Annotated in this window: 23 protein-coding genes and 1 pseudogene; 16 read left to right on the top strand and 8 right to left on the bottom strand. The window is 72.5% G+C overall.

Annotation, left to right across the window (positions count from 1 at the left end):
* Nucleotides 1–28 precede the first annotated feature (28 nt).
* From AY578_RS05685 to AY578_RS05665, 5 genes are all read right to left on the bottom strand, one after another.
* Nucleotides 29–787: an FMN-binding protein gene (locus AY578_RS05685; protein WP_136237645.1), complete on the bottom strand. Its 759-nt coding sequence runs from the start codon at nucleotides 785–787 to the stop codon at nucleotides 29–31.
* Between the two features lie 53 nt (nucleotides 788–840).
* Entirely contained in the window at nucleotides 841–2,223 is a 1,383-nt protein-coding gene (locus tag AY578_RS05680) for a ferredoxin reductase family protein (protein ID WP_019526139.1), read from the bottom strand.
* 88 nt (nucleotides 2,224–2,311) lie between these two features.
* The gene (locus tag AY578_RS05675; RefSeq protein WP_161108394.1) at nucleotides 2,312–3,016 is read right to left on the bottom strand and encodes a L,D-transpeptidase family protein; all 705 of its coding nucleotides are present in this window, start codon (nucleotides 3,014–3,016) and stop codon (nucleotides 2,312–2,314) included.
* Nucleotides 3,017–3,019: 3 nt separating this feature from the next.
* The gene (locus AY578_RS05670) at nucleotides 3,020–3,607 is read right to left on the bottom strand and encodes a pyridoxamine 5'-phosphate oxidase family protein (RefSeq protein ID WP_019526137.1); all 588 of its coding nucleotides are present in this window, start codon (nucleotides 3,605–3,607) and stop codon (nucleotides 3,020–3,022) included.
* A 122-nt stretch (nucleotides 3,608–3,729) separates the two neighbouring features.
* On the bottom strand, nucleotides 3,730–4,575 hold the full coding sequence (locus AY578_RS05665) for a hypothetical protein (RefSeq protein ID WP_258902141.1): 846 nt from the start codon (nucleotides 4,573–4,575) through the stop codon (nucleotides 3,730–3,732).
* A 214-nt stretch (nucleotides 4,576–4,789) separates the two neighbouring features.
* Between AY578_RS05665 and AY578_RS05660 the strand changes: the two genes are divergently transcribed.
* From AY578_RS05660 to AY578_RS05640, 5 genes are all read left to right on the top strand, one after another.
* A complete protein-coding gene (locus tag AY578_RS05660) occupies nucleotides 4,790–5,983 on the top strand; it encodes an argininosuccinate synthase (RefSeq protein WP_019526135.1) in 1,194 nt (397 codons plus the stop codon).
* A gap of 103 nt (nucleotides 5,984–6,086) precedes the next feature.
* On the top strand, nucleotides 6,087–7,517 hold the full coding sequence (gene argH, locus AY578_RS05655; RefSeq protein ID WP_019526134.1) for an argininosuccinate lyase: 1,431 nt from the start codon (nucleotides 6,087–6,089) through the stop codon (nucleotides 7,515–7,517).
* 220 nt (nucleotides 7,518–7,737) lie between these two features.
* Entirely contained in the window at nucleotides 7,738–8,715 is a 978-nt protein-coding gene (locus AY578_RS05650) for an aldo/keto reductase (protein WP_258902140.1), read from the top strand.
* Nucleotides 8,716–8,797: 82 nt separating this feature from the next.
* Nucleotides 8,798–9,367, top strand: a complete 570-nt coding sequence (locus AY578_RS05645) for a TetR family transcriptional regulator (protein WP_026244165.1) — start codon at nucleotides 8,798–8,800, stop codon at nucleotides 9,365–9,367.
* Nucleotides 9,364–10,890, top strand: coding sequence for an MFS transporter (locus tag AY578_RS05640; RefSeq protein WP_258902139.1), 1,527 nt, complete (start codon nucleotides 9,364–9,366; stop codon nucleotides 10,888–10,890). The genes AY578_RS05645 and AY578_RS05640 overlap by 4 nt, the downstream gene beginning before the upstream one ends.
* Nucleotides 10,891–11,084: 194 nt before the next feature.
* Here the strand turns inward: AY578_RS05640 and AY578_RS05635 are convergent, their stop codons facing one another.
* Nucleotides 11,085–11,759 (bottom strand): lysophospholipid acyltransferase family protein, encoded by a 675-nt coding sequence (locus AY578_RS05635; protein WP_019527132.1) that lies wholly within the window; start codon nucleotides 11,757–11,759, stop codon nucleotides 11,085–11,087.
* A gap of 413 nt (nucleotides 11,760–12,172) precedes the next feature.
* Between AY578_RS05635 and AY578_RS05630 the strand changes: the two genes are divergently transcribed.
* The 3 genes from AY578_RS05630 (at nucleotide 12,173) to AY578_RS05620 (ending at nucleotide 14,494) form a co-directional block, all read left to right on the top strand.
* Complete coding sequence (locus AY578_RS05630; RefSeq protein WP_258902138.1) at nucleotides 12,173–13,351, top strand: glycerophosphodiester phosphodiesterase; 1,179 nt, start codon at nucleotides 12,173–12,175, stop codon at nucleotides 13,349–13,351.
* 75 nt (nucleotides 13,352–13,426) lie between these two features.
* Nucleotides 13,427–13,939, top strand: coding sequence for a sigma-70 family RNA polymerase sigma factor (locus AY578_RS05625; RefSeq protein ID WP_161108399.1), 513 nt, complete (start codon nucleotides 13,427–13,429; stop codon nucleotides 13,937–13,939).
* Nucleotides 13,940–13,996: 57 nt separating this feature from the next.
* A complete protein-coding gene (locus tag AY578_RS05620; RefSeq protein WP_028961188.1) occupies nucleotides 13,997–14,494 on the top strand; it encodes a GNAT family N-acetyltransferase in 498 nt (165 codons plus the stop codon).
* A 30-nt stretch (nucleotides 14,495–14,524) separates the two neighbouring features.
* Here the strand turns inward: AY578_RS05620 and AY578_RS05615 are convergent, their stop codons facing one another.
* Nucleotides 14,525–14,953, bottom strand: a complete 429-nt coding sequence (locus AY578_RS05615; RefSeq protein WP_019527128.1) for a hypothetical protein — start codon at nucleotides 14,951–14,953, stop codon at nucleotides 14,525–14,527.
* Nucleotide 14,954: 1 nt separating this feature from the next.
* Nucleotides 14,955–15,314, bottom strand: a complete 360-nt coding sequence (locus AY578_RS05610; RefSeq protein ID WP_019527127.1) for a hypothetical protein — start codon at nucleotides 15,312–15,314, stop codon at nucleotides 14,955–14,957.
* A gap of 94 nt (nucleotides 15,315–15,408) precedes the next feature.
* Between AY578_RS05610 and AY578_RS05605 the strand changes: the two genes are divergently transcribed.
* The 8 genes and pseudogenes from AY578_RS05605 (at nucleotide 15,409) to cobA (ending at nucleotide 26,522) form a co-directional block, all read left to right on the top strand.
* On the top strand, nucleotides 15,409–16,059 hold the full coding sequence (locus AY578_RS05605; RefSeq protein WP_136237640.1) for an HAD family hydrolase: 651 nt from the start codon (nucleotides 15,409–15,411) through the stop codon (nucleotides 16,057–16,059).
* Between the two features lie 391 nt (nucleotides 16,060–16,450).
* Nucleotides 16,451–17,488, top strand: a complete 1,038-nt coding sequence (locus AY578_RS05600) for a methionine ABC transporter ATP-binding protein (protein WP_019527125.1) — start codon at nucleotides 16,451–16,453, stop codon at nucleotides 17,486–17,488.
* Nucleotides 17,485–18,222: a methionine ABC transporter permease gene (locus AY578_RS05595; protein ID WP_019527124.1), complete on the top strand. Its 738-nt coding sequence runs from the start codon at nucleotides 17,485–17,487 to the stop codon at nucleotides 18,220–18,222. Before AY578_RS05600 ends, AY578_RS05595 begins: the two co-directional genes overlap by 4 nt.
* An 84-nt stretch (nucleotides 18,223–18,306) precedes the next feature.
* Complete coding sequence (locus AY578_RS05590) at nucleotides 18,307–19,134, top strand: MetQ/NlpA family ABC transporter substrate-binding protein (protein WP_028961191.1); 828 nt, start codon at nucleotides 18,307–18,309, stop codon at nucleotides 19,132–19,134.
* 129 nt (nucleotides 19,135–19,263) lie between these two features.
* Nucleotides 19,264–19,902 carry a GNAT family N-acetyltransferase gene (locus AY578_RS05585; protein WP_019527122.1) on the top strand — a complete coding sequence of 213 codons (639 nt, stop codon included), beginning with the start codon at nucleotides 19,264–19,266 and terminating at the stop codon, nucleotides 19,900–19,902.
* Between the two features lie 127 nt (nucleotides 19,903–20,029).
* The gene (cbiE, locus tag AY578_RS05580; protein WP_136237637.1) at nucleotides 20,030–21,241 is read left to right on the top strand and encodes a precorrin-6y C5,15-methyltransferase (decarboxylating) subunit CbiE; all 1,212 of its coding nucleotides are present in this window, start codon (nucleotides 20,030–20,032) and stop codon (nucleotides 21,239–21,241) included.
* 369 nt (nucleotides 21,242–21,610) lie between these two features.
* Nucleotides 21,611–25,072, top strand: a pseudogene (cobT, locus tag AY578_RS34245) (nicotinate-nucleotide--dimethylbenzimidazole phosphoribosyltransferase).
* Nucleotides 25,073–25,286: 214 nt separating this feature from the next.
* Nucleotides 25,287–26,522: a uroporphyrinogen-III C-methyltransferase gene (gene cobA, locus AY578_RS05570; protein WP_019527119.1), complete on the top strand. Its 1,236-nt coding sequence runs from the start codon at nucleotides 25,287–25,289 to the stop codon at nucleotides 26,520–26,522.

Raw genomic sequence — 26,522 nt, 5'->3', positions numbered from 1 at the left:
GGGCGCCTCCACGGGTTCCGCCACCGTCTCAGCCACCGGCCTTGTCCAGGGCGGACTGGAGGGACTCCTTGTAGCCCTCGCTGGTGTAGGTCGCGCCCGACACGGCGTCGATGTCCGCGGTGCCGGCCTGCACGGCCGCCTGGTTCAGCTTCGGCACGGCGTTGGACGTGACCTGGTCGCTCTGGCCGCCCTTGGGGGCCTGGACCGCCTCGGCCTTGGTGATCTTTCCGCCGGTGACGGTGATCCGTACCTGGACCGGGCCGTACTGGGTCTGCGCGACGTCACCGGTGACCGTCTTCGCCTGGGCCGCGGCGCCGCCGCCGTTGCCCGTGTCGGCCGGCGCGGAGGCGCGCGCCTTGTCGATGGCCGACTGGAGGGACTCCTTGTAGCCGTTGCTGGTGTACGTCGCGCCGGACACCGCGTCGATGTCCGCGCTCTGCGCCCGCACGACCGCCTGGTTGAGCCTGGGCACGGCGTTGGAGGTGATCTGGTCGCTCTGGCCGCCCTTGGGGGCCTGGACCGCCTCGGCCTTGGTGATCTTTCCGCCGCTGACGGTCAGCCGCACCTGCACCGCCCCGTACTGGGTCTGCGCCGCGTCGCCGGTGACCGTGCCGTCGCCGATGGGGCGGGCGCCGCCCTGCACGGACTCCGCCGCGGGCGGGGCGCCGCCCGCCGCCTCGGCCGACCCCGGGTCGGACGCGGGTTTCAGCGACAGCAGCAGCACGATCCCGGAGACGGTGGCGGCGGTCGCCAGCACGGTGCGCCGGACGGGGTGACTCTTCCTCATCGCTTCTCAAGCTCCTGATGGGTAACGGGCGATCGGGGCCGACGGCCCGCCGCTCACATCTCGAACGACTCGTGGTGGATCCGGCGCGCGGGCACCCCGGCGTCCCGCAGGGCCGCGTACACCTGCTGGGCGAACCCGGGCGGCCCGCACATGAAGACGTCGTGGCGGTCGACGTCGGGGATCTTGCGGCGCAGGCTCTCCGCCGAGATGTCCGGGCGTTCCCCGTCGGGGCTGTTCACCGCGTACATCAGCCGGGCGCCGCGCTCGTCGGCGATCTTCGCCAGCTCGCCCCACAGAGCCAGGTCCTGGGTGCTGTTCGCCCGGTACAGCAGGGTGATGTCGCCGGAGGCGCCGGGCAGCGTCTCGAACAGGGCGCGCATCGGGGTGATGCCCACCCCGCCCGCGACCAGCAGCACCTTGCCGCGGCTGCGGCGCTGCGCGGTCAGCGCCCCGTAGGGGCCCTCCGCCCACACCCGGGTGCCGGGCTCCAGCTCGCGCAGCCGGGAGCTGTGGTCGCCGATCGCCTTGACGGTGATCCGCAGCATGTCCGGGCGGGGCGCCGCGGACAGCGAGTACGGGTGGGAGCTGAACCGCATCCCGGGGGCCAGGAAGCGCCAGCGGAAGAACTGCCCGGCCTCGGCGCCCATCCGGTGCAGCCGGTGCCCGCTGATCAGCACCGACACCACGCCGGGCGTCTCCTCGATGACGGCCTGGACCCGCATCCGGTGCCGCAGGTTCAGCCGGATCGGGGTGAAGATCCGGTACCACAGCACCAGCATGGTCACGGCGCCGTACAGCCCGTACCAGAAGGTCTTCGCGGACGGGGTGACGGCGAACTCGTTGCCGGTGGTGATCTGGTGCCAGAACGTCAGGAACACCGCCGCGTACGTCAGCAGGTGCACGTGGTACCAGCCGTCGTACGGCATCCGGCGCCGGACCGGGCCGACCGACAGGAAGGCGATCACGAAGAGCAGGCCGGTGCCGATGGCGGCCTTGCCCATGTCGGGCAGCGTGTCGATGGAGGTGATCGTCTGCGACACGATGTCGGAGAGGGTCTTCCCCGCCTGACGGGCGTAGCCCCACATGATCAGGAAGACGTGGGCGACGACCAGGCTGACGGTGTAGCGACCGCTCATCGCGTGCCAGCGGGCGACCCGGTCCGAGCCGACCCGCCGCTCCAGCGCGGGCACCCGGGCCATCTGCAGCACGACCAGGGCCATCAGATAGCCGGCGAGCAGACCGGTGATCCGGCCCGCGGCGATGATCTTCCCGGTGGTGTCCGCGATGGACGGCGTGCTCGTCCACCAGAGCCACAGCACGGCCCCCGCGCCCGCACCCACGGCGAGCAGCAGCGGGACGGCGGGGGAGCGGCGCGGACGGATGCGGCGCATCGTCTGGCGGCGGGCGGCACGGCCGCCGGCGAGCGTGGTGGTCACGGTTCCTCCGTGGGACTGGGCCCTTGGCCCTCACATACGTGCCGCCACGCGGGAGTGTTCAGCGGAAACCGTGGATTCGCCGCCCGTTTCAGTAGCGGGTGATCGCGGTGCGCCCGCCGGTGGTGCCGATCGCGAGGTGCGGGGCTCGCGCGGGGTTCGCCCAGCGCAGGATCTTCCGCATCGCGCTCTTCGGCACGGACACGCAACCGGCTGTCGTGCCGCGGCCGTTGACGTGCAGGAAGATGCCGGCGCCCCGGCCGCGCACCGGACGGCGGTAGTTGAAGTCCACGACCAGGGCGTGCGCGTACTGCGTGCGGTAGGTGATCAGGTGTTCGGCCTGGCTCGCCCGGCAGTCGGCGGCCCGGGGCTCGGTCCAGCGGTTGTAGAGGCGGGAGTTGTTGTCCTGGCACCACCAGGAGTTCTGCCGCACGGGCCGGTAGGCGTACCGGGTGCCGGAGGGGGCCGCCTCGATGCCGAAGGCGTAGGGGAGTCCGTACAGCCCCGTCGGGGTGGTGTTCGTGCCCTGCTTGCGGGTGGTGCCCTCGGTGAGCCCATTCGCGCCGAAGCGGGCCTTCGCGGACCCGGCCGCCACCCAGCGCCCGCCCTTACGGTCCCACCAGGTGACCGTGCCGGTGGTGGACCCGGTCCGCGCCGCCACCGCCGTGATCAGCTGGCTGCCGCCGCCGGTGTCCGCCATCCGCTCCGGCAGCGGCGACGCGGGGCGCTGCGCGGTGCCGAGCGAGAGCAGGGACAGGGACACGAGGACGGCGACGGAGACACGACGTGGGCGCATGGCTCACATGCTGGACGGGGGCAGCGGCAACGGCAGCCCGGGAAGTCCGTCCAGGCTCGTCGCGACGTGCTCCTTCTTGGTGAAGTACGCGTCGAGGGACGCGTCGTCCTCCCGGGCGAACCGCCTCTCGTGCAGGTCCCGCTCCCCCTCGTACGCCATGTAGGGCACGGCGTAGCCGCAGGTGTCCCGGATCAGCTCGGCGCGGACGACCACGACCGCGCGCAGTCCGTGGGTCCACGGGTCGATGTCGGGGAAGTGGGCGAGCAGCTCCTTGAACCGCGGGTCGTCGCGGAACACGGGCTCCCCGCGCCCGTGCACGCGCACGATGTTCGGCGGGCCCTGGAAGGCGCACCACATCAGGGTGATCCGGCCGTTCTCCCGGAGGTGGGCGACGGTCTCGGCGTTGGATCCGGCGAAGTCCAGGTAGGCCACGGTGAGGTCGTCCAGCACCGCGAAGGAACCCTTGAGCCCCTTGGGGGAGAGATTGACCGTGCCGTCGGCGGACAGGGGAGCGGTGGCGGTGAAGAAGACCGGCTGCTCCTCGATGAAGGTACGGAGCCGCCCGTCGATACGCTCATACGTTTTTCCCATGTCCACCGATTATCCGGGCAGATCTTTCGCCTGTCTAAGCATTTGACGGCCCGGCGTCGGAAGGAATTGACCGTGGCCGCCCCGGCCGGCGCTTGAACGGGGCGGCCACGGCGCCTGTCACGTCACTGGGTGAGCGTGCAGGCGGCGAGGGAGTCGAGACCGGCCGGGCGCCCGGCGGTACGGCCGACGGAGATGGCGATGCGCTCGATGGCGGCGGCGCGCTTGTCCTGGAGCGGGCCGAGGATGGCGTTCCGGACGAAGTTGGGGCCGCCCTGGCCGACGGTGTCGACCAGCCGCTTGTTCGCCTCGGCGACCTGCTGGTCGAGCTGGTCGAGCTGGTCCAGGTTCCGGGTGACCTCGGCCTGCGCCGAGGCGGGGACGGCCGGGAGCTGCGAGGCGACGTCCGGGCAGGAGATCGTGCCGACGCCGGAGGCGTCCCCGCCCTGACCGGCGCCCGCGTCCCCGCCGCCCGCGTCCGCGTCGCCTCCGCTCTGCTCCTGCCCCGGAGCGGCCGGATCGCCCTGCGCGTCGAGCGAGCAGGTTGCGAGCGCGTCGAGGCCGGCCGGACGGTCGGCGGTGCGGCCGATGGCGGTGGCGATGCGGTTGACGGTGGCGATCCGCTTGTCCTCCAGGGGGCCGAGGATGGCGTTCCGGACGAAGTTGGGGCCGCCCTGGCCGACGGTGTCGACCAGCCGCTTGTTGGCCTCGGCGACCTGCTGGTCGAGCTGGTCCAGGTTCCGGTCGACCTCGGCCTGCGCCGAGGCGGGGACGGCCGGTAGCTGCGAGGCGACGTCCGGGCAGGAGATCGTGCCCGGTGCGGCCAGGGTCCGGGCGTCCGCGCCGCCGACGTCGGACGACTCGCCCGCGAGCGCGGTGCCCGCGATCACGGCGCCGGTCAGTGCCACCGCGGCGGCGCCGCCGATCAGGCCGACGCGGCGCTTGTTGTACTTCGGAAGAGCCCTGGACATGCGAATGCCTCACTCGGGTCGGGGGTGTCTCGGGTGGAGCGACGCGGCGCCTGCGTCCGGTAAGCATTACGCGCAAGCGGTTTCCCGCGTTCAACTTCCGTGCGACATCGCCCCGGTGCGGTCCCGGCGGACGTCCGCGACCAGGGGAATTGACGAATCATGCGGACTCCTGCATACTCATGCATGTCAGCGAATGCACTGTGAGGAGAAACCCGTGACCGAGCGCGTCGTACTCGCCTACTCAGGCGGTCTGGACACCTCCGTCGCCATCGGCTGGATCGCCGAGGAGACGGGCGCCGAGGTCATCGCCGTTGCGGTCGACGTCGGCCAGGGCGGCGAGGACCTGGACGTCATCCGTAAGCGCGCGCTCGCCTGCGGTGCCGTCGAGGCCGAGGTCGCGGACGCCAAGGACGAGTTCGCCGAGGAGTACTGCCTCCCGGCGATCAAGGCCAACGCCCTCTACATGGACCGCTACCCGCTGGTCTCCGCGCTGTCCCGGCCGACGATCGTCAAGCACCTCGTCGCCGCCGCGCAGAAGCACGGCGCCACCACCGTCGCCCACGGCTGCACCGGCAAGGGCAACGACCAGGTCCGCTTCGAGGCCGGCATCGTCGCCCTCGCCCCCGACCTGAAGTGCATCGCCCCGGTCCGCGACTACGCGATGACCCGTGACAAGGCCATCGCCTTCTGCGAGGCCAAGGGCCTGCCGATCGCCACCACCAAGAAGTCCCCGTACTCCATCGACCAGAACGTCTTCGGCCGCGCCGTCGAGACCGGCTTCCTCGAGGACATCTGGAACGCGCCCATCGAGGACGTGTACGAGTACACCCAGAACCCGGCCGTGCCCCGGGAGCCCGACGAGGTGATCATCACCTTCAAGGAGGGCGTCCCGGTCGCCATCGACGGCAAGCCCGTCACCGTCCTCCAGGCGATCCAGCAGCTCAACGAGCGCGCCGGCGCCCAGGGCGTGGGCCGGATCGACATGGTCGAGGACCGTCTCGTGGGCATCAAGTCCCGCGAGGTCTACGAGGCCCCCGGCGCGATCGCCCTGATCACCGCCCACCAGGAGCTGGAGAACGTCACGGTCGAGCGCGAGCTGGCCCGCTACAAGCGGCAGGTCGAGCAGCGCTGGGGCGAGCTGGTCTACGACGGCCAGTGGTTCTCCCCGCTGAAGCGCGCCCTCGACGGCTTCATCGCCGAAGCCAACCAGCACGTCAACGGCGACATCCGGATGACCCTGCACGGCGGCCGCGCCGTCGTCACCGGCCGGCGCTCGGAGTCGTCCCTGTACGACTTCAACCTGGCCACCTACGACACGGGTGACACCTTCGACCAGGCCGCTGCCAAGGGCTTCATCGACATCTACAGCCTGTCGTCGAAGATCGCGGCCAAGCGCGACCTCGCCTGAGCCGTAACGCCTGACGACCCCTCACACGCACTAGCCTGACAGCCGCCTCCTCACACACCCGTGGGGAGGCGGCGGCACATCCGGAACCCTCGAGGAGCACGCAGTGAGCAGCAACAGCGGTGACGTCCGGCTCTGGGGCGGCCGTTTCGCCGACGGTCCCGCCGAGGCCCTGGAGAAGCTGTCGGCGTCCGTCCACTTCGACTGGCGGCTCGCCCCCTACGACATCGCCGGCTCCCGTGCCCACGCGCGCGTGCTGCACCAGGCGGGCCTGCTCACCGACGACGAGCTGACCCGCATGCTCGAAGGGCTCGACCAGCTGGAGGCCGACGTCGCCTCCGGCGCCTTCACCGGCACCATCGCCGACGAGGACGTCCACACCGCCCTGGAGCGCGGCCTGCTGGAGCGGCTCGGCCCCGACCTCGGCGGCAAGCTGCGCGCCGGACGGTCCCGGAACGACCAGGTCGCCACGCTCTTCCGGATGTACCTGCGCGACCACGCCCGGACCATCGGCGGTCTCATCGCCGACCTCCAGGACGCGCTCATCGGGCTCGCCGAGGCCCACCCGGACGTCGCGATGCCCGGCCGTACCCACCTCCAGCACGCCCAGCCCGTGCTCTTCGCCCACCATGTGCTCGCCCACGTGCAGTCCCTGTCCCGGGACGCCGAGCGGCTGCGCCAGTGGGACGAGCGGACCGCCGTCTCCCCGTACGGCTCCGGCGCCCTCGCGGGCTCCTCCCTCGGCCTGGACCCGGAGGCGGTCGCCAAGGACCTCGGCTTCGAGCACGGCAGCGCCGGCAACTCCATCGACGGCACGGCCTCCCGTGACTTCGTCGCCGAGTTCGCCTTCATCACCGCGATGATCGGCGTGAACGTCTCCCGGATCGCCGAGGAGATCATCATCTGGAACACGAAGGAGTTCTCCTTCGTCACCCTCCACGACGCCTTCTCCACGGGCTCGTCGATCATGCCGCAGAAGAAGAACCCGGACATCGCCGAGCTGGCGCGCGGCAAGTCGGGCCGCCTCATCGGCAACCTCACCGGCCTGATGGCCACCCTCAAGGCCCTCCCGCTCGCGTACAACCGCGACCTCCAGGAGGACAAGGAGCCGGTCTTCGACTCCATCGACCAGCTGGAGATCCTGCTGCCGGCCTTCACGGGCATGATGGCCACCCTCACGGTCCACCGGGAGCGCATGGAGGAACTGGCCCCGGCCGGCTTCTCCCTCGCCACGGACATCGCCGAGTGGCTGGTCCGTCAGGGCGTCCCGTTCCGGGTCGCCCACGAGGTGGCCGGCGAGTGCGTCAAGGTCGCCGAGTCGGAGGGCAAGGAACTGAACGACCTCACGGACGAACAGTTCGCGAAGATCTCGGCCCACCTCACCCCCGAGGTCCGCACGGTCCTCAACGTCCCCGGCGCCCTGGCCTCCCGCAACGGCAGGGGAGGCACGGCCCCGAGCGCGGTAGCCGTCCAGCTCGCGGAGCTGAAGGAGAACGTAGCCCTCCAGCACGAGTGGTCGACTGCGAAGAAGCAGTAGAGCAGGACACCCAAAGGGGCGCGGGGAACTGCGCGAGAAACCCCCACGCATCCCGCCTCCGGAGGGCCCACCCCCTCCAGGGGCGCGGGGAACTGCGCGACAAGCCCCCACCCCGCCGCACCCGCCGTACCTCGGCAAGTCCCGAGCCCATAGGCGACCCCGCACCCACCCCACGGGTTACGTTGGCACAGCCATCCCGCAGCCAACCGACGGAGTCGCCATGCCCTTCTCCCGCCTGGCCACCGCCACCACCCCCACCGCCCACCTGGGCCTAGGACTCGCCGCGGTAGGCCGCCCCGCCTACATCACCCTCGACCGGACCGAAGCCCTCGGCGAAGAAGACGACCGCACGGTCGAAAACCTCCGCACCCGCACCCACGAACTCCTCGACGCCGCCTACGCCCAAGGCGTCCGCTACATCGACGCGGCCCGCTCCTACGGCCGCAGCGAGGAGTTCCTCGCGGACTGGCTGAAGAGCCGCCCCGACGTCACCGACGTGGTCGTCGGCAGCAAGTGGGGCTACACCTACACCGCCGGCTGGACCACCGACGCGGAGCGTCACGAGGTCAAGGACCACTCCCTCGCCGCGTACGAACGCCAGCGCGCCGAGACCGAGGCGATCCTCGGCGACCGCCTGGACCTCTACCAGATCCACTCGGTCACCCCGGACAGCCCCGCCCTCACCGACAAGGACCTGCACGCCCGCCTCGCCGAGGAGGCGGCGCGGGGCGTGACCGTCGGCTTCTCCACCAGCGGCCCCCGCCAGGCGGACGCCATCCGCGCGGCCCTGGAGGTCACCGTCGACAGCGAACCCCTGTTCCGCACTGTGCAGTCCACCTACAACGTCCTGGAGACCTCCGCGGGCCCCGCGCTCGCCGAGGCCCACGACGCCGGACTCACGGTGATCGTGAAGGAGGGCATGGCCAACGGCCGTCTGGCCGCACCGCACGCCCCCGAGCCGCTGCGCGCGGTTGCCGAGGAAACGGGACTGGGCTGCGACGCGGTCGCCCTCGCCGCCATCCTGCGCCAGCCCTGGGCAGGCGTCGTCCTCTCCGGCGCGGCGACGGTCGTCCAGCTGACCTCCAACCTGCACGCGGCGGCCGTCGACCTCACCGACGACCAGCTCGCGCGCCTGGCCCCGCTGGCGGAAACGCCCGAGGCGTACTGGGAGCACCGGGGCACACTGCCCTGGCACTGATCCCGGCAGAAGCGCATCCGCGCCATGAGACGCCTGGACCCCTATTGAGACATAAACGTCTCACATGGGGTACCGTCGTCTCATGGCTGTCGACCGAGACCATGTGCTGCGCACCGCCGCGGCCCTGCTGACCCGCAAATCCACCGCGACCATGGACGAGGTCGCCAGGGCCGCCGGGATCAGCCGCGCCACCCTGCACCGGCAGTTCGCCGGCCGGGACGCGCTGGTGCGCGCGCTGGAGGCGCTGGGCATCGCCGAGTGCGAGGCCGCCCTCGCCGCCGCCCGCACCGACGAGGGCGCCGCCACCGACGCCGTACGGCGCCTGGTCGCCGAGATCGAACCGCACGCGGGCCTGCTCGCCTTCCTCTACTCCGAGAACCAGCTCTTCGAGGGCGAGGAGCAGAACGAGGGGTGGACGAGGATCGACGAGCGCATCGCCGCGCTGTTCCGGCGCGGCCAGTCGAGCGGCGAGTTCCGCATCGACCTCACCCCGGCCTGGCTCACCGAGGCCCTCTACGGCCTGCTCGCCTCCGCCGCCTGGGCGGTCGCCGAAGGCAGGGTCGCCCCCAGGGACTTCACCCACATGATCGTCGAGCTGCTGCTCGGCGGCGTACGACGCCCGGACGAACCGGCGGCAGGGAAGGAATCATGACCAGCGCCCTGCGGACGGCGGCCTCGGCGGAGGACACGGCGCCCCGCCCCGGCCGCTGGCTCGCCCTGTCGGTCCTCGTGCTCGCCGTCCTGCTGGTGGCCGTCGACGCGACCGTCCTCGGCCTCGCCACCCCGTACATCAGCGAGGACCTCGCCCCCACCGGCTCCCAGCTGCTGTGGATCGGCGACGTCTACTCCTTCGTGCTCGCCGGCCTGCTCGTGTCCATGGGCAGCCTCGGCGACCGCATCGGGCGTAAACGGATCCTGCTGTACGGCGCCGCCGCGTTCGGCCTGATCTCCGTGCTCAACGCCTACGCGCACACGCCCGAGGTGATGATCGCGGCGCGCGCCCTGCTCGGCGTCGCCGGGGCCACGCTGATGCCGGCCACCCTCGCCCTGATCCGCAACCTCTTCCACGATCCGCGCGAGCGCAGCCTCGCCATCGGCATCTGGGGCGCGACCGCCTCCGCGGGCACGGCGATCGGCCCGATCCTCGGCGGACTGCTCCTCGAACACTTCTGGTGGGGCTCGGTGTTCCTCATCAACCTGCCGGTCATGGCGGTGCTCGTGCTCGTCGGCATCAAGCTCCTGCCGGAGTCCCGCACCCCCGAACCGGGCCCGTGGGACCTGACCAGCGTGGCCCTGTCCCTCGCCGGGATGATCGGTGTGGTCTACGCGGTGAAGGAGACCGCGAGCCACGGCGCCGGCGCGGCCGCCCTCGCGGCGGGTCTGCTGGGCGCGACGGCCCTGTACCTGTTCGTCCGCCGTCAACTGGCGCTCCCGAAGCCCCTGCTCGACATGCGGCTGTTCCGCAGCCGGGGCTTCAGCGGGGCCGTGCTCGCCGACCTCCTGACCATCCTCGGCCTGTCCGGCCTGGTCTTCTTCCTCTCCCAGTACCTGCAACTGGTCCAGGGACGGCGCCCGTTCGAGGCAGGCCTCGCGGAACTCCCCGCCGCGGTCGGCGCGGTGGCGGCCGGCCTGGTCGCGGGCCGGACCGCCCGGCGCTTCTCGGTGCGCTCGGTTGTCGCCGGAGGCCTGGCGGCCATCGGCCTGGCCCTGGCCGCTCTCACCCTCATCGGCCAGTCCACCGGCTACCCCCTGCTGGGGACGGCCCTCCTGGTGGTCGGCGCGGGCGCGGGCTTCTCGTTCACGGTGACGGCGGACGTGATCCTCTCCGGCGTCCCGAAGGAACAGGCGGGCGCGGCATCGGCGGTCTCGGAGACGGCCTACGAACTGGGCGCGGCCCTGGGCATCGCGATCCTGGGCTCGATCGTCACGGGCGTCTACCGCGACTTCCCCGCCCCCGACGGCACCCCGGCGGCCGCCCACGAATCCCTGGGCAGCGCGGTGGAGGCGGCGACCCACATGCCCCCGGCCACAGCCGGGACCATGCTGGATACGGCCCGCGAGGCCTTCGTCGACGGCCTCACCCTGGCAGCAGGCACGGGAGCAGCAGTACTCCTCGCAGCCTCAGCAGCAGCCTGGTTCATGCTGAAGAACGAACGCCTGGACAACACCCCTTAGGGGCGCGGGGAACGGCGCGAGAAACCCCCGAGCACCCGCAGGTGTCAACGGCCACGGGCGCGCGCCGGAAGGGGCGCGGGGAACGGCGCGCCTGCCCCCACGCACCCGCTGGTGTCCCGAAGCGGCGGCGGGCGCCGGCGGAGAAACCTCCGCCGGCGCCCGCCGGAAAAGAAGCGTCGGCCTGACTCAGGTCACTAGGCCGCCTCCTTCGCCTTACTGGCGTACATGTCCACGTACTCCTGCCCCGACAGCCGCATGACCTCCGCCATCACCGAGTCGGTGACCGCCCGCAGCACGTACCGGTCGCGGTCCATCCCCTCGTAGCGGGAGAACTCCATCGCCTCACCGAACCGGACGGTGACCCGCCCGGGCCGGGGCAGCCCCGCACCGCCCGGCTGCAGCTTGTCCGTGCCGATCATCGCGAACGGCACCACCGGCGCGCCGGTCATCAGCGTCAGCCGGGCGATGCCGGTGCGGCCGCGGTAGAGGCGGCCGTCGGGGGAGCGGGTGCCCTCCGGGTAGATCCCGAACACATTGCCCTCCTCCAGCACCCGGCGGCCGGTCATCAGCGCGGCCACGCCGCCCCGCCCGCCGTCGCGGTCCACGGGGATCATGCCGACGCCGGTGAAGAACCACGCCATCAGCCGCCCCTTGAGGCCCTTGCCGGTGACGTACTCGTCCTTGCCGATGAAGAAGACCTGCCGGTCGCACACCAGCGGCAGGATCATCGAGTCGATGAAGGTCAGATGGTTGCCGGCCAGGATCACCGGACCGTCGCCCGGGATGTGCTCCGCGCCCTCCACCTGTGGGCGGAACATCAGGCGCATGATCGGACCGAGCACTGCCTTGATGAGCGCGAAGCGGGACAACGGGCCCTCCGGTGGGAAGCGGACGTCGACGAATGCCGTATGAGTCTGTGCAGGTGAGGACATTACTCGCGGTCCGGGGAGTCGCGCACATCGGGCTCGTGGCAGTTAACCGAGGTCTTACGGACTCTTGACCCGGGTTCACCTGCGCGACCGTGTCCGCGGGCGGCGCGCAACACGGCCGTCACGCTGTGACGCAGCTCGCCCGGACCCGCGCACCGCCCGGGTACCCGAGCCCGCGGACACGAACCGGACGCGCCGTCACATCCCCGCCGGAATACGACAGACGTACGTCATCCGCAGGAGGGATGTACGTCATGCGACACCACCCGTGTGTTCGGTCCGAGGTCTCCCGTGCGTCAACCGGGCGCACCTACGATCGGCCCGCACCGCACCAGCCGACACAGGAGGCGTTCATGGCGACATCGGAGTCGAACGAACAGGCGAGCGGGACCGGCCGGCGGTCCGTGCTCGGGGCGGCGGTCCTCGGCGCGGGCGGCACCGTCCTCGGGCTCGCCGGCACGGCCCGCGCGGCCCAGGGCGCCGGACGGGGGAGCGGACGCGGCCGGGGTCTCGACAGCCTGCCCGTGCCGACGGTCATCGGTCACCGCGGCGCCAGCGGCCACCGGCCCGAGCACACCTTCGGCTCGTACCAGCTCGCCCTCGACATGGGCGCCGACATCGTCGAGGCCGGCGACCTCGTCCCGACCAAGGACGGCCACCTCGTCTGCCGTCACGAGCCGGAGATCGGCGGCACCACCGACGTCGCCGAGCACCCCGAGTTCGCCGGCCGACGTACCACCAAGACGCTGGACGGCGTCCAGGTCACCGGCTGGTTCACCGAGGACTTCACGCTCGCGGAGCTCAAGCGGCTGCGCGCCGTGGAGCGCATCCCGGCCAACCGCCCGCACAACACGCTCTACAACGGCCGCTGGGAGATCCCCACCTTCGAGGAGGTGCTGCGCTGGCAGGACGAGCAGACCCGCAGGCGCGGCAAGCAGGTGTGGATCTACCCCGAGCTCAAGCACCCCACCTACTTCCGCAAGCTCGGCCTCGGCCTGGAGGAGCGGGTGGCGAAGGTGCTGCGCCGGCACGGCAAGGACCGCCGGAACTCGCCCGTCATCCTGCAGTCGTTCGAGCCGACGGCCGTCGAGCGCATGAGCCGGCTGGTCGGCAACCCGCTCGTCGTCCTGCTCGACGCGGCCGGCACCCGCCCCTGGGACTTCACCGAGGCCGGCGACCCGCGCACCGTCGACGACCTGATCACGCCCAGGGGTCTGAAGGAGATGGCCTCCTACGCCCAGGGCATCGGCCCCACCCTGAACCTGATCATTCCGCGGGACTCCGAGGGCCGGCTCACCGAGCCCACCACGCTGGTCCGGGACGCCCACCGCGCGGGCCTGATCCTGCACCCCTACACCATGCGCAACGAGAACCCGTTCCTGCCCGCGGAGTTCCGCAAGGGCTCCGACCCCGACGCCTACGGCGACGTCTTCGGCGCCTACCGCGCCTACTTCGCCACCGGCATCGACGGCGTCTTCACCGACCAGCCGGACACCGGACTGCTGGCCCGCGAGGACTTCGTCAACCGCTGACCCGCACCGCCCCGGAAGGGGTGAGGTACATGCGCCCCGGGCAACCCCGCCCGGGGCGCACGGGTCGTTGCGCATGTGAGCACCCACGCGCTTCCCGCCGACGAGCTGATCGCCCGGCTCGGCCCTCTCCTCGCCGCCGAGGCCGCCGCCGAGACCTCCGGCAGCGGCGCCGAACCGGGCGACCTGGAACAGGCGGTCTGGCTCCGCCTCCTCGAGCGGCTCAGCCGCGGGGGACCGCCCGCAGACCCGCCGCTCTGGCTGCGCCGCGCGATCCGCGCCGAGTCCCGCCGCATCCGCCGCACCGTCCGCCGGGAAACGGCGCTGACCTGCGAACCCGCCGACGCCGGCCGGCACGATCCCGAGCGCCTCGCGCTCGTCGCCGCCCATCGCCGCGCCCTGCGCGAGGCGGTGCGCAGGCTCCCCGGCCGCTGCCCCGGTCTGCTCGCCGCGCTGCTGTCCCCGCGCGACCCGACATACCGGGAAATCGCAGGGGAGTTGGGTATCTCACAGGGCAGTCTCGGTCCGGAACGCTCCAGATGCCTGGGATGTCTGCGTCGTTTACTCGCGGCGGAGGTTGCGGCGGGCTGAGGACGGGGATAGGAGTGGGGGACGACAGGTGATCAGGTGAGCGGGAGGCGTGCGCACATGGGCATGAGCGTGACCATCTCTGCGGCGGCCGAGCAGGACGCGGAGCAGATCTTCAGGTTGCAGTACCTGTGCTTCCAGAGTGAGGCGGCCCTCTACGGCAACTACCGCATCGATCCCCTGGTCCAGACCCTCGACTCGGTCCGCGAGGAGGTCGCCCGGGACTGCGTGTTCGTCGCGCGCCTCGGCGACGAGATCGTCGGGTCGGTGCACGGCAGGATCACCGAGGACGGCGCCGCCGCGATCGGCAAGCTCTGCGTCCACCCCCGCCTCCAGGGCCACGGCATCGGCGCCCGGCTCCTGAAGGCCGCCGAGTCCGCCCTCGCCGGCGAGCGCGGCGCGCGCACGTTCCGGCTGCACGCCGGACACCGCAGCGAGAGCAACCTCCGCCTCTACAGCAAGGTCGGCTACCAGCGGGTGGGCACGTCCCGCGGCGCCGACGGCGTACCGATGATCGTGCTGGAGAAGAACGCGGAGACGTACGCGACGACCGCCTGACGTGACGATGCGACAGGAGCCGGCCGCCCGTCAGGCGGCCGGCTCCTGGACGCGCGACCGGCGCAGCCAGTACACGGCGGTCAGCGGCAGCAGCACCGGGATGAAGAGGTAGCCCATCCCGTAGTCGGACCACACGGTGGCGTCGGGGAAGGCGGACGGCTCCACCAGCGTCCAGGTGCCGACGGTCAGCACGCCCGCCAGTTCGGCGGCGCAGCACACCAGCGCCGCCCTGCGGGCCTTCTCCCCGCCGCGCACCAGTGTGTAGGTGATGAAGCCGTAGACCACGCCGGCCAGCGCGGACAGCGTGTAGGCGAGCGGCGCCCGGTCGAACTCGGTGGCGATCTGGTACGCCGAGCGCGACACCGCGCCCACCACCATCACGCCGTACAGCCAGACCAGCAGCAGCCCGGGCCCGCTCGCCAGCCGCGTCCGGTTCGGCCTCTCCTGCGTCGCGGCCACCTCAGCCTCCCCAGATGTCGAACAGCCGCACCTCGAGCACGGCCAGCACCACGCCGCTCGCCGCGACGGTCACCGAACCCCAGCGGGTGCGCTCGCCCAGCGACAGGAACCCGGCCGCCGGGACACAGGCGAACGAGCCCAGCAGATACGCCACGAAGATCGTCGTGCCCTGCTCCGGCTTCTCGCCCCGGGCCAGCTGCACGATCCCGACCACCAGCTGCACCAGCGCCAGCAGCGTCACCACGGCCATGCCGATGAAATGCCAGTCCTTCGTCGGCTGGTCACGGTAGGCGGCCCAGCCGCACCAGGCGGCGAGCAGCAGCGCGGCGACAGCGGTCACCACGGTCAGGACATCCAGCATGGCAGGGAGCCTATTACGCCGGAAAAGCCGCGCCGACGTCGGCCCCGCGGCCGCCGTTCCCGGTCACCGTCCCGCGCCCCGTAGGGTCGATGGCATGACCATCCATGCGCGTGCTCTGCTCTTCGACAACGACGGGACCCTCGTGTCCTCCCTGGACTCCGTCAACCGCTGCTGGACGCGGTGGGCCGTGGAGTACGGGCTGACGGCCGAGGACTTCGCGCGCATCGAGCTGCACGGCCGTCCGGCCGCCGAGATAGCCGCCGACCTGCTGCCCGCCCACGTCGTGCCGCAGGCCGTGGCGCGCATCGAGGACCTGGAGGTGGAGGACGTCGCCGACGGCGGCGTCAGCCTGCTGCCCGGCACGAAGGACTTCCTCTCCGGACTGCCCGCCGAGCGCTGGGCCGTGGTCACCTCCGCCACCCGGCGGCTCGCCGAGGCCCGCCTGGGCGCCGCCGGCATCCTGCCCAAGACCCTGGTCGCCGCCGACGACATCACCCGCGGCAAGCCCGACCCCGAGCCCTATCTGCTCGCCGCGCGCCTGCTCGGCGTCGACCCCGCCGACTGCGTCGTCTTCGAGGACGCCCCCGCCGGGCTCCAGGCAGGCCGCGCCGCCGGCATGACGACCGTGGCCTTGGCCACAACCCACCGCGCCGAGGAGCTGACCGCCGACCTGGTCGTGAAGGACCTGTCGGCCCTGTCCGCACTGGTCACGGATGCCGGGATCGAGATCGCCGTACGGTCCTGACACGCGGGCGGGGGTGTCCACGACTGTCCACTATGCGGACGGCCGGGTCCGTTCAGAAGTGAACGTCTGCTTTACTGGCGAACATGACCACGACGAGCGACCGCACCCCTGCGACCGAGGCGACCATGACGCCCGGTGCTCGTTGTATGTGTCCCCTCCGAATGCGCGCCTTCTAGAGGGCCCCCGCACCGCCTGAGCCTCGCGCCCCGAAGCGAGAGCCGGCTCGCGTCCGCCCGCGTGCCCCGCACGCGCGACCGAGCCACGCCCCGCGCACGTTTCTCCCCGGTCTTCCGCATGTCCGCGAGATCCGTGCCGCCCTGCCGCCATTCCCTGCATGCCACGTGCCCGGCGCCCACGACGCGCCGCGCACTCGACAGTACGGAAAACCCACGTGATCACCACCTCGGGCCTCACCAAGGTCTACCGCTCGCGCGGCCGCGAGGTCACCGCCCTGGACGGCGTCGACCTGCACGTCCGCGAGGGCGAGGTCTACGGCGTCATCGGCCAGTCCGGCGCCGGCAAGTCCTCCCTCATCCGCTGCGTCAACCTGCTGGAGCGTCCCACCTCGGGCACCGTGACCGTGGCCGGGCAGGACCTCACCGCGCTCGCCGGCCGCGGCCCCCGCGCCGGCCGGGAGCTCCGCCAGGCGCGCAGCCGCATCGGCATGGTCTTCCAGCACTTCAACCTGCTGTCCTCGCGCACCGTGCAGGACAACGTCGAACTCCCGCTGGAGATCCTCGGCAAGTCCGGCAAGGAACGCTCCCGCAAGGCGCTGGAACTGCTCGACCTGGTCGGCCTCGCCGACAAGGCCAAGGCCTACCCGGCACAGCTCTCCGGCGGCCAGAAGCAGCGCGTCGGCATCGCCCGCGCCCTCGCCGGCGACCCCAAGGTGCTGCTCTCCGACGAGGCCACCAGCGCCCTGGACCCCGAGACCACCCGCTCGATCCTCCAGCTGCTGCGCGACCTCAACCGCCAGCTCGGCCTCACCGTCCTGCTCATCACGCACGAGATGGACGTCGTGAAGTCGATCTGCGACTCGGCCGCCCTCATGGAGAACGGCCGCATCGTCGAGTCCGGCACGGTCACCGACCTGCTGGCCACCCCCGGCTCGGAACTCGCCGCCGCGCTGTTCCCCGTCGGCGGCGAGGCGAGCGGCGACGACCGCACCGTCGTCGACGTGACCTTCCAGGGCGAGAGCGCGACCCAGCCGGTCATCTCCCAGCTGTCGCGCACCTACAACATCGACATATCGATCCTCGGTGCCGCCATCGACACCGTCGGCGGGCTCCAGGTCGGCCGGATGCGCATCGAACTGCCCGGCCGCTACGAGGACAACGTCGTGCCCATCGGCTTCCTGCGCGAGCAGGGCCTCCAGATCGACGTCGTCGACCACGACGAGCCCGCGCTGGTGAAGGAGGGTGCCAAGTGACCTGGTCCGAGATGCAGCCGCTGCTGGAACAGGCCTGTACCGAGACGCTGGTCATGGTCGGCTGGTCCACCCTGATCGCCGTCGTCGGCGGCCTTCCCCTCGGCATCCTGCTGGTCCTCACCGACAAGGGCGGACTGCTGCAGAACACCGTGGTGAACAAGGTCATCGGGCAGATCGTGAACATCGGCCGCTCGCTGCCGTTCATCATCCTCATGGTCGCCCTGATGAACTTCACCCGCTGGGTGACCGGCACCACCATCGGCAGCGAGGCCGCGATCGTGCCGCTGGCCATCGGCGGCATCCCCTTCTTCGCGCGGCTCGTCGAGACCGCCGTGCGCGAGGTGGACGACGGGCTCGTGGAGGCCGTGCAGGCGATGGGCGGCAACACCTGGACCATCGTCCGCAAGGTCCTCGTCCCCGAGGCGCTGCCCTCGCTGATCGCCTCGACCACCACCACGGTCATCGCGCTCATCGGCTACTCCGCCATGGCCGGCACGGTCGGCGGCGGCGGACTCGGCGACCTCGCCGTCCGCTACGGCTACCAGCGCTTCGAGACCGGCCTGATGTGGATCACCGTGGCGATCCTCGCCGTGGTCATCTCGCTGATCCAGTTCGCCGGCGACTTCGCGGCCCGCTCCCTGCACCGCCGCGGCGCCCGCTCCGGACCCGGTCCGAAGCTGCGGCTGCTGAAGGGCGAGGAGCCCGCCCCCGCCGAGGTCGGCAAGGTCGCCTGACCCGGCAGGGCCGCCCGCACCACCCTCCCTCCGACTCCCCGTGCACCAAGACGGGGTCGCACCACCCAAGGAAAGGCACTTTTCGTGCGTAACACCGCCAAGATCACCACCGCCGTCCTCGCCGCCGGAGCTCTCACCTTCGGGCTCTCCGCCTGCGGCTCGGACAAGGACGCCGCCGCCGACACCTCCGGACCGCTGGTCGTCGCCGCGAGCCCCGTGCCCCACGCCGAGATCCTGAACTTCGTGAAGGACAACCTCGCCGAGAAGGCCGGCCTCGACCTCGAGGTCAAGGAGTTCACCGACTACGTCACCCCGAACACCGCGACGGAGGACGGCTCGGTCGGCGCCAACTACTTCCAGACCCAGCCGTACCTCGACGACTTCAACAAGAAGAACGGCACCCACATCGTGTCGGTCGTCGACGTGCACCTGGAGCCGCTCGGCCTCTACTCGCACAAGGTGAAGAAGGCCGACGCCCTGAAGAGCGGTGCCACGATCGCGATCCCGAACGACACCGTCAACGAGGGCCGCGCCCTGCAGCTGCTCGCCGCCAACGGCCTGCTCACCCTCAAGGACGGCGTCGGCACCTCGGCGACCCCCGCGGACATCACCGAGAACCCCAAGAACCTCAAGTTCAAGGAGCTCGAGGCCGCCCAGACCCCGCGCTCCCTGGACGACGTGGACGCCGCCGTGGTCAACGGCAACTACGCCATCGAGGCCGACCTGAAGCCCGCCGAGGACGCCCTGGTCCTCGAGAAGGCCAAGGACAACCCGAACAGCAACCTCCTCGCCGTCAAGGAGGGCCAGGAGAACGACCCGCGCGTCAAGAAGCTCGCGAAGCTCCTCACCTCGCCCGAGGTGAAGAAGTTCATCGAGGACACGTACGCCGGCTCGGTGCTCGCCTCCTTCTGATCCGGCCCCGCACCGGCCACGGGGTCCACTCCGCGCAAGGGGTGGACCCCGTGGTGCGTTCCGGTGCTTTCATGCTGCATGCTGGGCAGTTCAGCAGCACCCGACGGTCTCTCAGTTACGGAGCGGCGCATGACGAGCACCTTCCCCGACATCTCCCTCAGCACGGAGCGGTTGGTGCTGCGTCCCCTCGACACGGACGACGTCCCCGCCCTCGCCGCGATGATGAGCGACGAGCAGGTGGGTGCCTGGACCGGCGTCCCGCAGCCGTTCACCGAGGACACCGCCCGCACCTGGATCACCGAGTACGCCCCCGCCGAACGCGCCGCCGGACACGGCCTGGACCTCGCCGTCGCCGAGTTCCTCACCCAGCGCCTGGTCGGCCTCATCCGGCTCACCCGCACCAACTGGCACGTCCGCTCCACCGAGCTGTCGTACATCGTCGCCCCCTGGGCCCGCGGCGAGGGGTACGCCTCCGAGGCCGCCCTCGCCACGGCCCAGTGGCTGTTCGGCGACCAGAAGCTCCAGCGCATCGAATTGCGCACCGCCGCCGACAACACCGCCGCCCAGCAGGTCGCCCAGAAGATCGGCTGCATCAGCGAGGGCGTGCTGCGCAACGCCTGCATAGCCAGGGTCCGCGGCGAGGACGGCGGCTGGAGCGAGGTCCGCACCGACTACATCGTGTGGAGCCTGCTGCCCGAGGACATCGAGGGCGCGGACGGACAACTGGCCGACAGCGGCGGCTTCCCCGGCTACACCGACTGGAACTGACGTCCGAGGGGCGTACGGCGGCCTGCACCGGCGCGGCGGCCCGTGACCGCACCAGGTAATCTCAGCAGACCGCCTCCGGGCGGAACAGCCGACGACGACCTGCGCAAACCTCAGGAGACTGACGACGATGGCCGACCGGGTCACGGTGATCGGCTGGGACGGCTCGCCGCTGACCGACGCGGCACGCGCCGCGCTCGGCGCCGCCACGCTGGTCGCCGGCGCCGCACACCACCTGGCGCTCCCCGAGGTGCCCGCCTCCGCCGAGCGCATCCGCCTGGGCTCCGTCTCCCTCGCCGCCCGCCGCATCGCCGCCCACCGCGGCACGGCGGTCGTGCTCGCCGACGGCGACCCGGGCTTCTTCGGGGTCGTGCGCACCCTGCGCGCACCCGAGTTCGGCCTGGAGGTCGAGGTCGTGCCGGCGGTCTCCTCGGTCGCCGCCGCCTTCGCCCGGGCCGGGATGCCCTGGGACGACGCGGAGGTGGTCGTCGCCCACCCGCGTACCCTGCGCCGCGCGGTGAACGTATGCCGGGCCCACACCAAAGTGGCGGTTCTCACCTCACCCGGCGCCGGACCCGCCGAACTCGGCCTGCTGATGGAGGGCGTCCACCGCTCCTTCGTCATCTGCGAGGAACTCGGCACGGAGCGTGAACAGGTCACCGTCGTCACCTCCGACAAGGCCGCCGACCACACCTGGCGCGACCCCAACGTGGTCATCGTCATCGGGGGCCCCGTGGCCTCCGGCGACTCCGCCGGCTGGATCGCCGGACGCAACCCCTCCGCGGGGCCCCGCGGCTGGACCCTGCCCGCCGGCGAGTACGGCGGCGACCTCGGCGAGGGCGAGCGGGAACCCGTGCGCACCGGCCAACTCGCCCGCCTGGGCCCGGCCCTGGGCGACCTCGTCTGGGACATCGGCTGCGGCTCCGGCGCGTTCGCCACCGACGCGGCGCGGGCCGGTGCCGCCGTCATCGCCGTCGACCGCGACCGCCACGCCTGCGCCCGCACCGACGCCGCCGCGCGCCGCCACGGCGTTCAGATGCAGATCGTCCACGGCACGGCGCCGCAGATCCTGGAGAACCTCCCCGAACCCGACGTGGTCCGGGTCGGAGGCGGGGGAGCGGCCGTCGTCTCCGCCGTGGCCGACCGCCGTCCGCAGCGCATCGTCACGCACGCCGCCACCCGCGACGCCGCCGAACTGATCGGCCGGAACCTGACGGAACACGGCTACCGCGTCGAGTGCTCCCTGCTCCAGTCCGTCGAACTCGACACCCGGGCCTGGACGGAGAAGGAACGGAGTGTCGCGTTCCTGCTCAGCGGGGTGCTGCCCGCCCGCGGCCGCTGAGCCCTCCAGCCCTCCCCGTGATCGGTTTGTCGTACTGCGCGCGGTAGGCTGGCCGATCGTTGTACCGCACTGGGCACCCGGCACTTCGTCGGTCAATGTCCAAAAAGCGCGCCCGTTTTGGGGTGGGTCGTGGTACGGCAGGAACCGGAGGACGCGCAACGTGGCGCAGTCCACAGCGGAACCGTCGCCGATCAAGCTGACGCGACGGCGGTGCGCCCGCGACAATGCCAGTGAATGGCTTTGTCGCCTTTTTCGGGCGGGCCGTTCGTGCCGCTGGGGACGCACGCTCGTTCTTCAGTGTGGGGCGGTCGGTGCGCCGTTCCGGGTGAGCTGGTCGTAGGAGCACTAACCGATGGGCGAGGGGTACGCATGACCGACACCGGCCAGGTCCCGGGCGAGGGACTGCCGGAGAACGCAGGCAGGGTGGAGCAGCCGGGCGTCGCCGCGCCGGACGCGTACACCTACCTCTCCGACAGTCCCGCCGAGGACGAAGACCTGCTGCTGCCGGGCGCCCAGGGCGCCTGGGGCAACGAGATCGCGCCGCCCGCGCCCGCGCCGGTCGTGGAGACCGTCCACCAGCCGGGCCCGCACGAGACGGACGGCCGCGACAGCGGCTCCGTCGACCTCGGCGGCGTCCGCCCGCCCGAGCCGCAGCAGCAGACGCCGGCGCCCGCGCCCTCACCGGCCCCCGCTCCGCTCCCTCGCCGACCCCCGCCGACCTCCCGGCCCGTCAGCCGGGCCCGCCGACCCTCGGCCCCGAGTACCTCGACGTCCCGCGCGCCCGTGAGGCTGCGGCCCCAGGCCGGGCAGGCCGCACCCTGGGTCGCCCAGGCCACAGGCGTCCGGACGCGGCCCGGGCGGCCGTCGCCCGGGTCGCCACCCAGGCGGTCGGCACGGCGGTCACCGCCGAGGGTGAGCAGACGCCCGTGGCGGCGTACGGCGAGCAGGGCACACCGGTCGTGCCGGAGCAGGGTGTGCCCGGGGACGCGGCGTGCCGCGCCGGAGGCCCAGGGTGCGGAGGTGCCGGTGCACGCGGCCCGGTCACGGCGCCCGAGGGCGTTGCCGTTCCGGACGCCGGTGCGGCGGGAAACGGTGGCGTGCCCGTGGCGGAGGTCCAGGGTGCTGAGGCGCGCGGGAAGCCGTGGCGCGGGCAGCCCGCCGCCCAGGAGCCTGTCGCTGACGAGCCGGGCTCAGGAGGCGCAGGACGCCGACGCGGCGGTGGTCGTGCCCGAGCAGGCGCAGGCACCGGAGGGCGACGCCGCTCAGGCCGCTGTCGTCGACGGTGACGTGCCGCAGGTGGCCGCTGACGAGACGGTCAGTACGCCTGAGGCCGCCGCCGAGGTGCCGCAGGAGGCCCCGTCGTGGAGGCGGGCGCGCCCGAGGCCGCTCCGGCGGCGGAGGAGCCTGCGCCTGTGCAGGGAGGCCATCGAGGCGCAGGCGCCCGAGGCGCCGAGGCGCCCGAGCCTGCCCCGTGCCGGACGCCGTGCAGCCGCAGGACGCACAGGCGTCCGAGCCCGCCCCCGTCCAGGACGCCGTAGAGCCCCAGGAGGCACAGGTACCGCAGACCCGCCGCGACGCCCCGACACCGCGTACCGGCAGCCGAGGACCCGCAGAACGTTGCCGCGAAGGCCCCGGACCAGGTCCGGCCGGTGAGCAGGCGCCGCGCCGGAAGCCGTGGCGCCGCGGCGGAGCCGGTCGCCGAGGAGGCCCCGCACCCGCCGAACGGCCGCTCCCCAGGCGCGGTCGCTGCGGAGGCCGCCGAGCCCACCCCGACCCCGTGTCGGTCGAGCCCCGGCCGCCCCGGAGCCGTGCAGGCCCCCAGCAGACGCCCGCGCACGCGACCCGCTCCCGGCACCCTGCGCTCGAGCCCGAGGCGGACCAGCCGCTGGGTCAGTTCGTCCCGTGGGCGGCACGGTGCCCACCGCCCCACCCTCGCCCCGACCCCGCCGCAGGGCCCCCGGGCCCGCCCCCGCCGAGGCCCCCGTCGCGGAGACCGCCGTACCGGAGGCCCCCGACGCCGACGCCGAACTCGCCCAGGACCCCGACGACCTGGACACCCAGGGCGCCGGCGTCGAGCCCGAGCCCGCGCCGCAGGCCGGCCCGGCCGCCCCCGGCTACGCGGACGCCGAGCGCGAGGCCGTGCTCAAGGTGATGCGCGAGCGCCGCGACATCCGCAACGGCTTCCGCAGCGACCCCATCCCGCACGAGGTGCTGCTGCGCGTCCTGGAGGCCGCCCACACCGCGCCCTCCGTCGGACACTCGCAGCCCTGGGACTTCGTCGTCATCCGCTCCGAGGAGACCCGGCGCCGGATGCACGAACTGGCGATGCGCCAGCGCGAGGCCTACGCCAAGACCCTCCCCAAGGGCCGGGCCAAGCAGTTCAAGGAACTGAAGATCGAGGCCATCCTCGACACCCCGGTGAACATCGTGGTCACCGCCGACCCCACGCGCGGCGGACGCCACACCCTCGGCCGGCACACCCAGCCGCAGATGGCGCCGTACTCCTCCGCGCTCGCGGTGGAGAACCTCTGGCTCGCCGCCCGCGCGGAGGGCCTCGGCGTCGGCTGGGTCAGCTTCTTCGACGAGCGGGAGATGGTCCGCGCCCTGGACCTGCCCGAGCACCTGGAGGTCGTCGCCTACCTGTGCGTCGGCTACGTCGACGAGTTCCCGGACGAGCCCGAGCTGATGCAGGCCGGCTGGTCCAAGAGGCGCCCCCTGTCCTGGGTGGTGCACGAGGAGACGTACGGCCGCCGCGCCCTGCCCGGAGAGGACCCCCACGACCTGCTTGCCGAGACCGTCGCGCAGATCCGCCCGCTGGACGCCAAGGCGCTCGGCGAGGCGTGGGAGCGCCAGAAGCGCATGACCAAGCCGGCCGGAGCGCTCGGCATGCTGGAGATCATCTCCGCCCAGCTGTCGGGGCTGTCCCGGCAGTGCCCGCCGCCGATCCCGGAGCCCGCGGCCGTCGCGATCTTCGCCGGCGACCACGGGGTGCACGCCCAGGGCGTCACCCCCTGGCCGCAGGAGGTCACCGCCCAGATGGTGGCGAACTTCCTCGGCGGGGGAGCGGTGTGCAACGCCTTCGCCGCTCAGGTCGGCGCTGAGGTCTGCGTCGTCGACGTGGGCGTCTCCTCCGACCTGCCGGCCACGCCCGGACTGCTGCCGCGCAAGATCCGCGCCGGTACGTCCGACATGACCGCCGGACCCGCGATGACCCGCGAGGAGGCCAAGCAGGCCATCGAGGTGGGCATCGAGACGGCCCGCGACCTGGTCGCGGCCGGCAACAAGGCCCTGCTCACCGGTGAGATGGGCATCGCGAACACCACGGCGTCCGCGGCCCTCATCTCCGTGTTCACCGGCGCCGACCCGGCCGAGGTCACCGGCCGCGGCACCGGCATCAACGACGAGACGCTCGCCCGCAAGACCGAGGTCGTGCGCCGCGCCCTGGACCTGCACCAGCCGGACCCGTCCGACCCGCTCGGAGTCTTGGCCGCGGTCGGCGGGTTCGAGCACGCGGCCGTCGTCGGCCTGCTGCTCGGCGGCGCGTCGCTGCGTACGCCGGTCATCCTGGACGGCGTCAGCGCAGGCGCCGCCGCGCTGGTCGCCCGCGCCATCGCGCCGGAGGTCCTCGCGGCCTGCATCGCCGGCCACCGCAGCGCCGAGCCCGGGCATGTGGCCGCGCTCAACAAGCTGGGCCTGCGCCCGCTGGTCGACCTCGACCTGCGGCTCGGCGAGGGCACGGGCGCGCTGCTCGCGCTCCCGCTGGTGCAGAGCACGGCCCGCGCCATGCACGAGGTCGCCACGTTCGACTCCGCGGGCGTGACCGAGAAGTAGCAGGACCGGCGTCCCCGTCCACCCGTCTCACCACGGGCGGGCGGGGACGCCGCCCGTGGTGGCCGCGCCCGGCGTGCCGGTCCTCGGTGAGACCCGTCCCACTCTCCGGACCCACCCCACCCTCGCCGCCCGCGGGCATAAAATGCCACGTCAGGCCCGCTCCGACGCCGCAGCGTGCCCGCTGACCCATCGCTCGTCCGAGGAGCCCCAGCTGATGGCCGAACACCCGCCCTACCCCGTAGGCCTCCGCCTCACCGGACGCCGGGTCGTCGTCCTCGGCGGCGGCCAGGTCGCCCAGCGGCGTCTCCCCGCCCTGATCAAGGCGGGCGCCGACATCCACCTCGTGTCGCCCGAGGCCACCCCCTCGGTGGAGGCCATGGCGGACGCCGGTGAGATCACCTGGCACCGCCGCCCCTACGCCGACGGCGACCTCGCCGACGCCTGGTACGCGCTGATCGCCACCAGCGACCCGGACGCCAACACCGCAGCGTCCGCCGAGGCCGAGGCCCACCGCGTGTGGTGCGTCCGCTCCGACGACGCCGACCAGGCCACCGCCTGGACCCCGGCGACCGGACACAGCGAGGGCGTCACCGTCGCCGTGCTCACCACCGACGCCCGCGGACGCGACCCCCGGCACACCGCGGCCATCCGCGACGCCGTGGTCGAAGGCCTGCGCGACGGCACCCTCGTCGCCCCGCACCACCGCACGCGCACGGCGGGCGTCGCCCTCGTCGGCGGCGGCCCCGGCGACCCCGACCTGATCACCGTGCGCGGCCGCCGTCTGCTCGCCGAGGCCGACGTCGTCATCGCCGACCGCCTCGGCCCGCGCGACCTCCTCGCCGAACTCCCGCCGCACGTCGAGGTGATCGACGCGGCGAAGATCCCCTACGGGCGGTTCATGGCCCAGGAGGCCATCAACAACGCGCTGATCGAGCACGCCAAGCAGGGCAAGGCCGTGGTCCGCCTCAAGGGCGGAGACCCGTACGTCTTCGGGCGCGGCATGGAGGAACTGCACGCCCTCACCGAGGCCGGCATCCCCTGCACCGTCGTCCCCGGCATCTCCAGCTCCATCTCCGTGCCGGGCGCGGCCGGCATCCCCGTCACCCACCGGGGTGTCGCCCACGAGTTCACCGTGGTCAGCGGCCATGTCGCCCCCGACGACGAGCGCTCCCTCGTCGACTGGCCCTCCCTGGCCAAGCTCACCGGCACCCTGGTGATCCTCATGGGCGTCGACAAGATCGGCCGCATCGCCGAGACCCTGGTCGCGCACGGCAAGTCCCCGGACACCCCGGTCGCCCTCGTCCAGGAGGGCACCACCGCCGCCCAGCGCCGCGTCGACGCCACCCTCGCCACGGTCGGCGAGACGGCCGTCGCCCAGGACGTGAAGCCCCCGGCGGTCATCGTCATCGGCGACGTCGTGGCCGTAGGACCGGACGGGACGGCCGCCTGA

The organism is Streptomyces thermocarboxydus, assembly GCF_024760485.1.
Lineage (GTDB): Bacteria > Actinomycetota > Actinomycetes > Streptomycetales > Streptomycetaceae > Streptomyces > Streptomyces cellulosae.
Note: the sequence above shows the minus strand (reverse complement) of the source record. Positions and strands in the feature narration are given on the sequence as shown.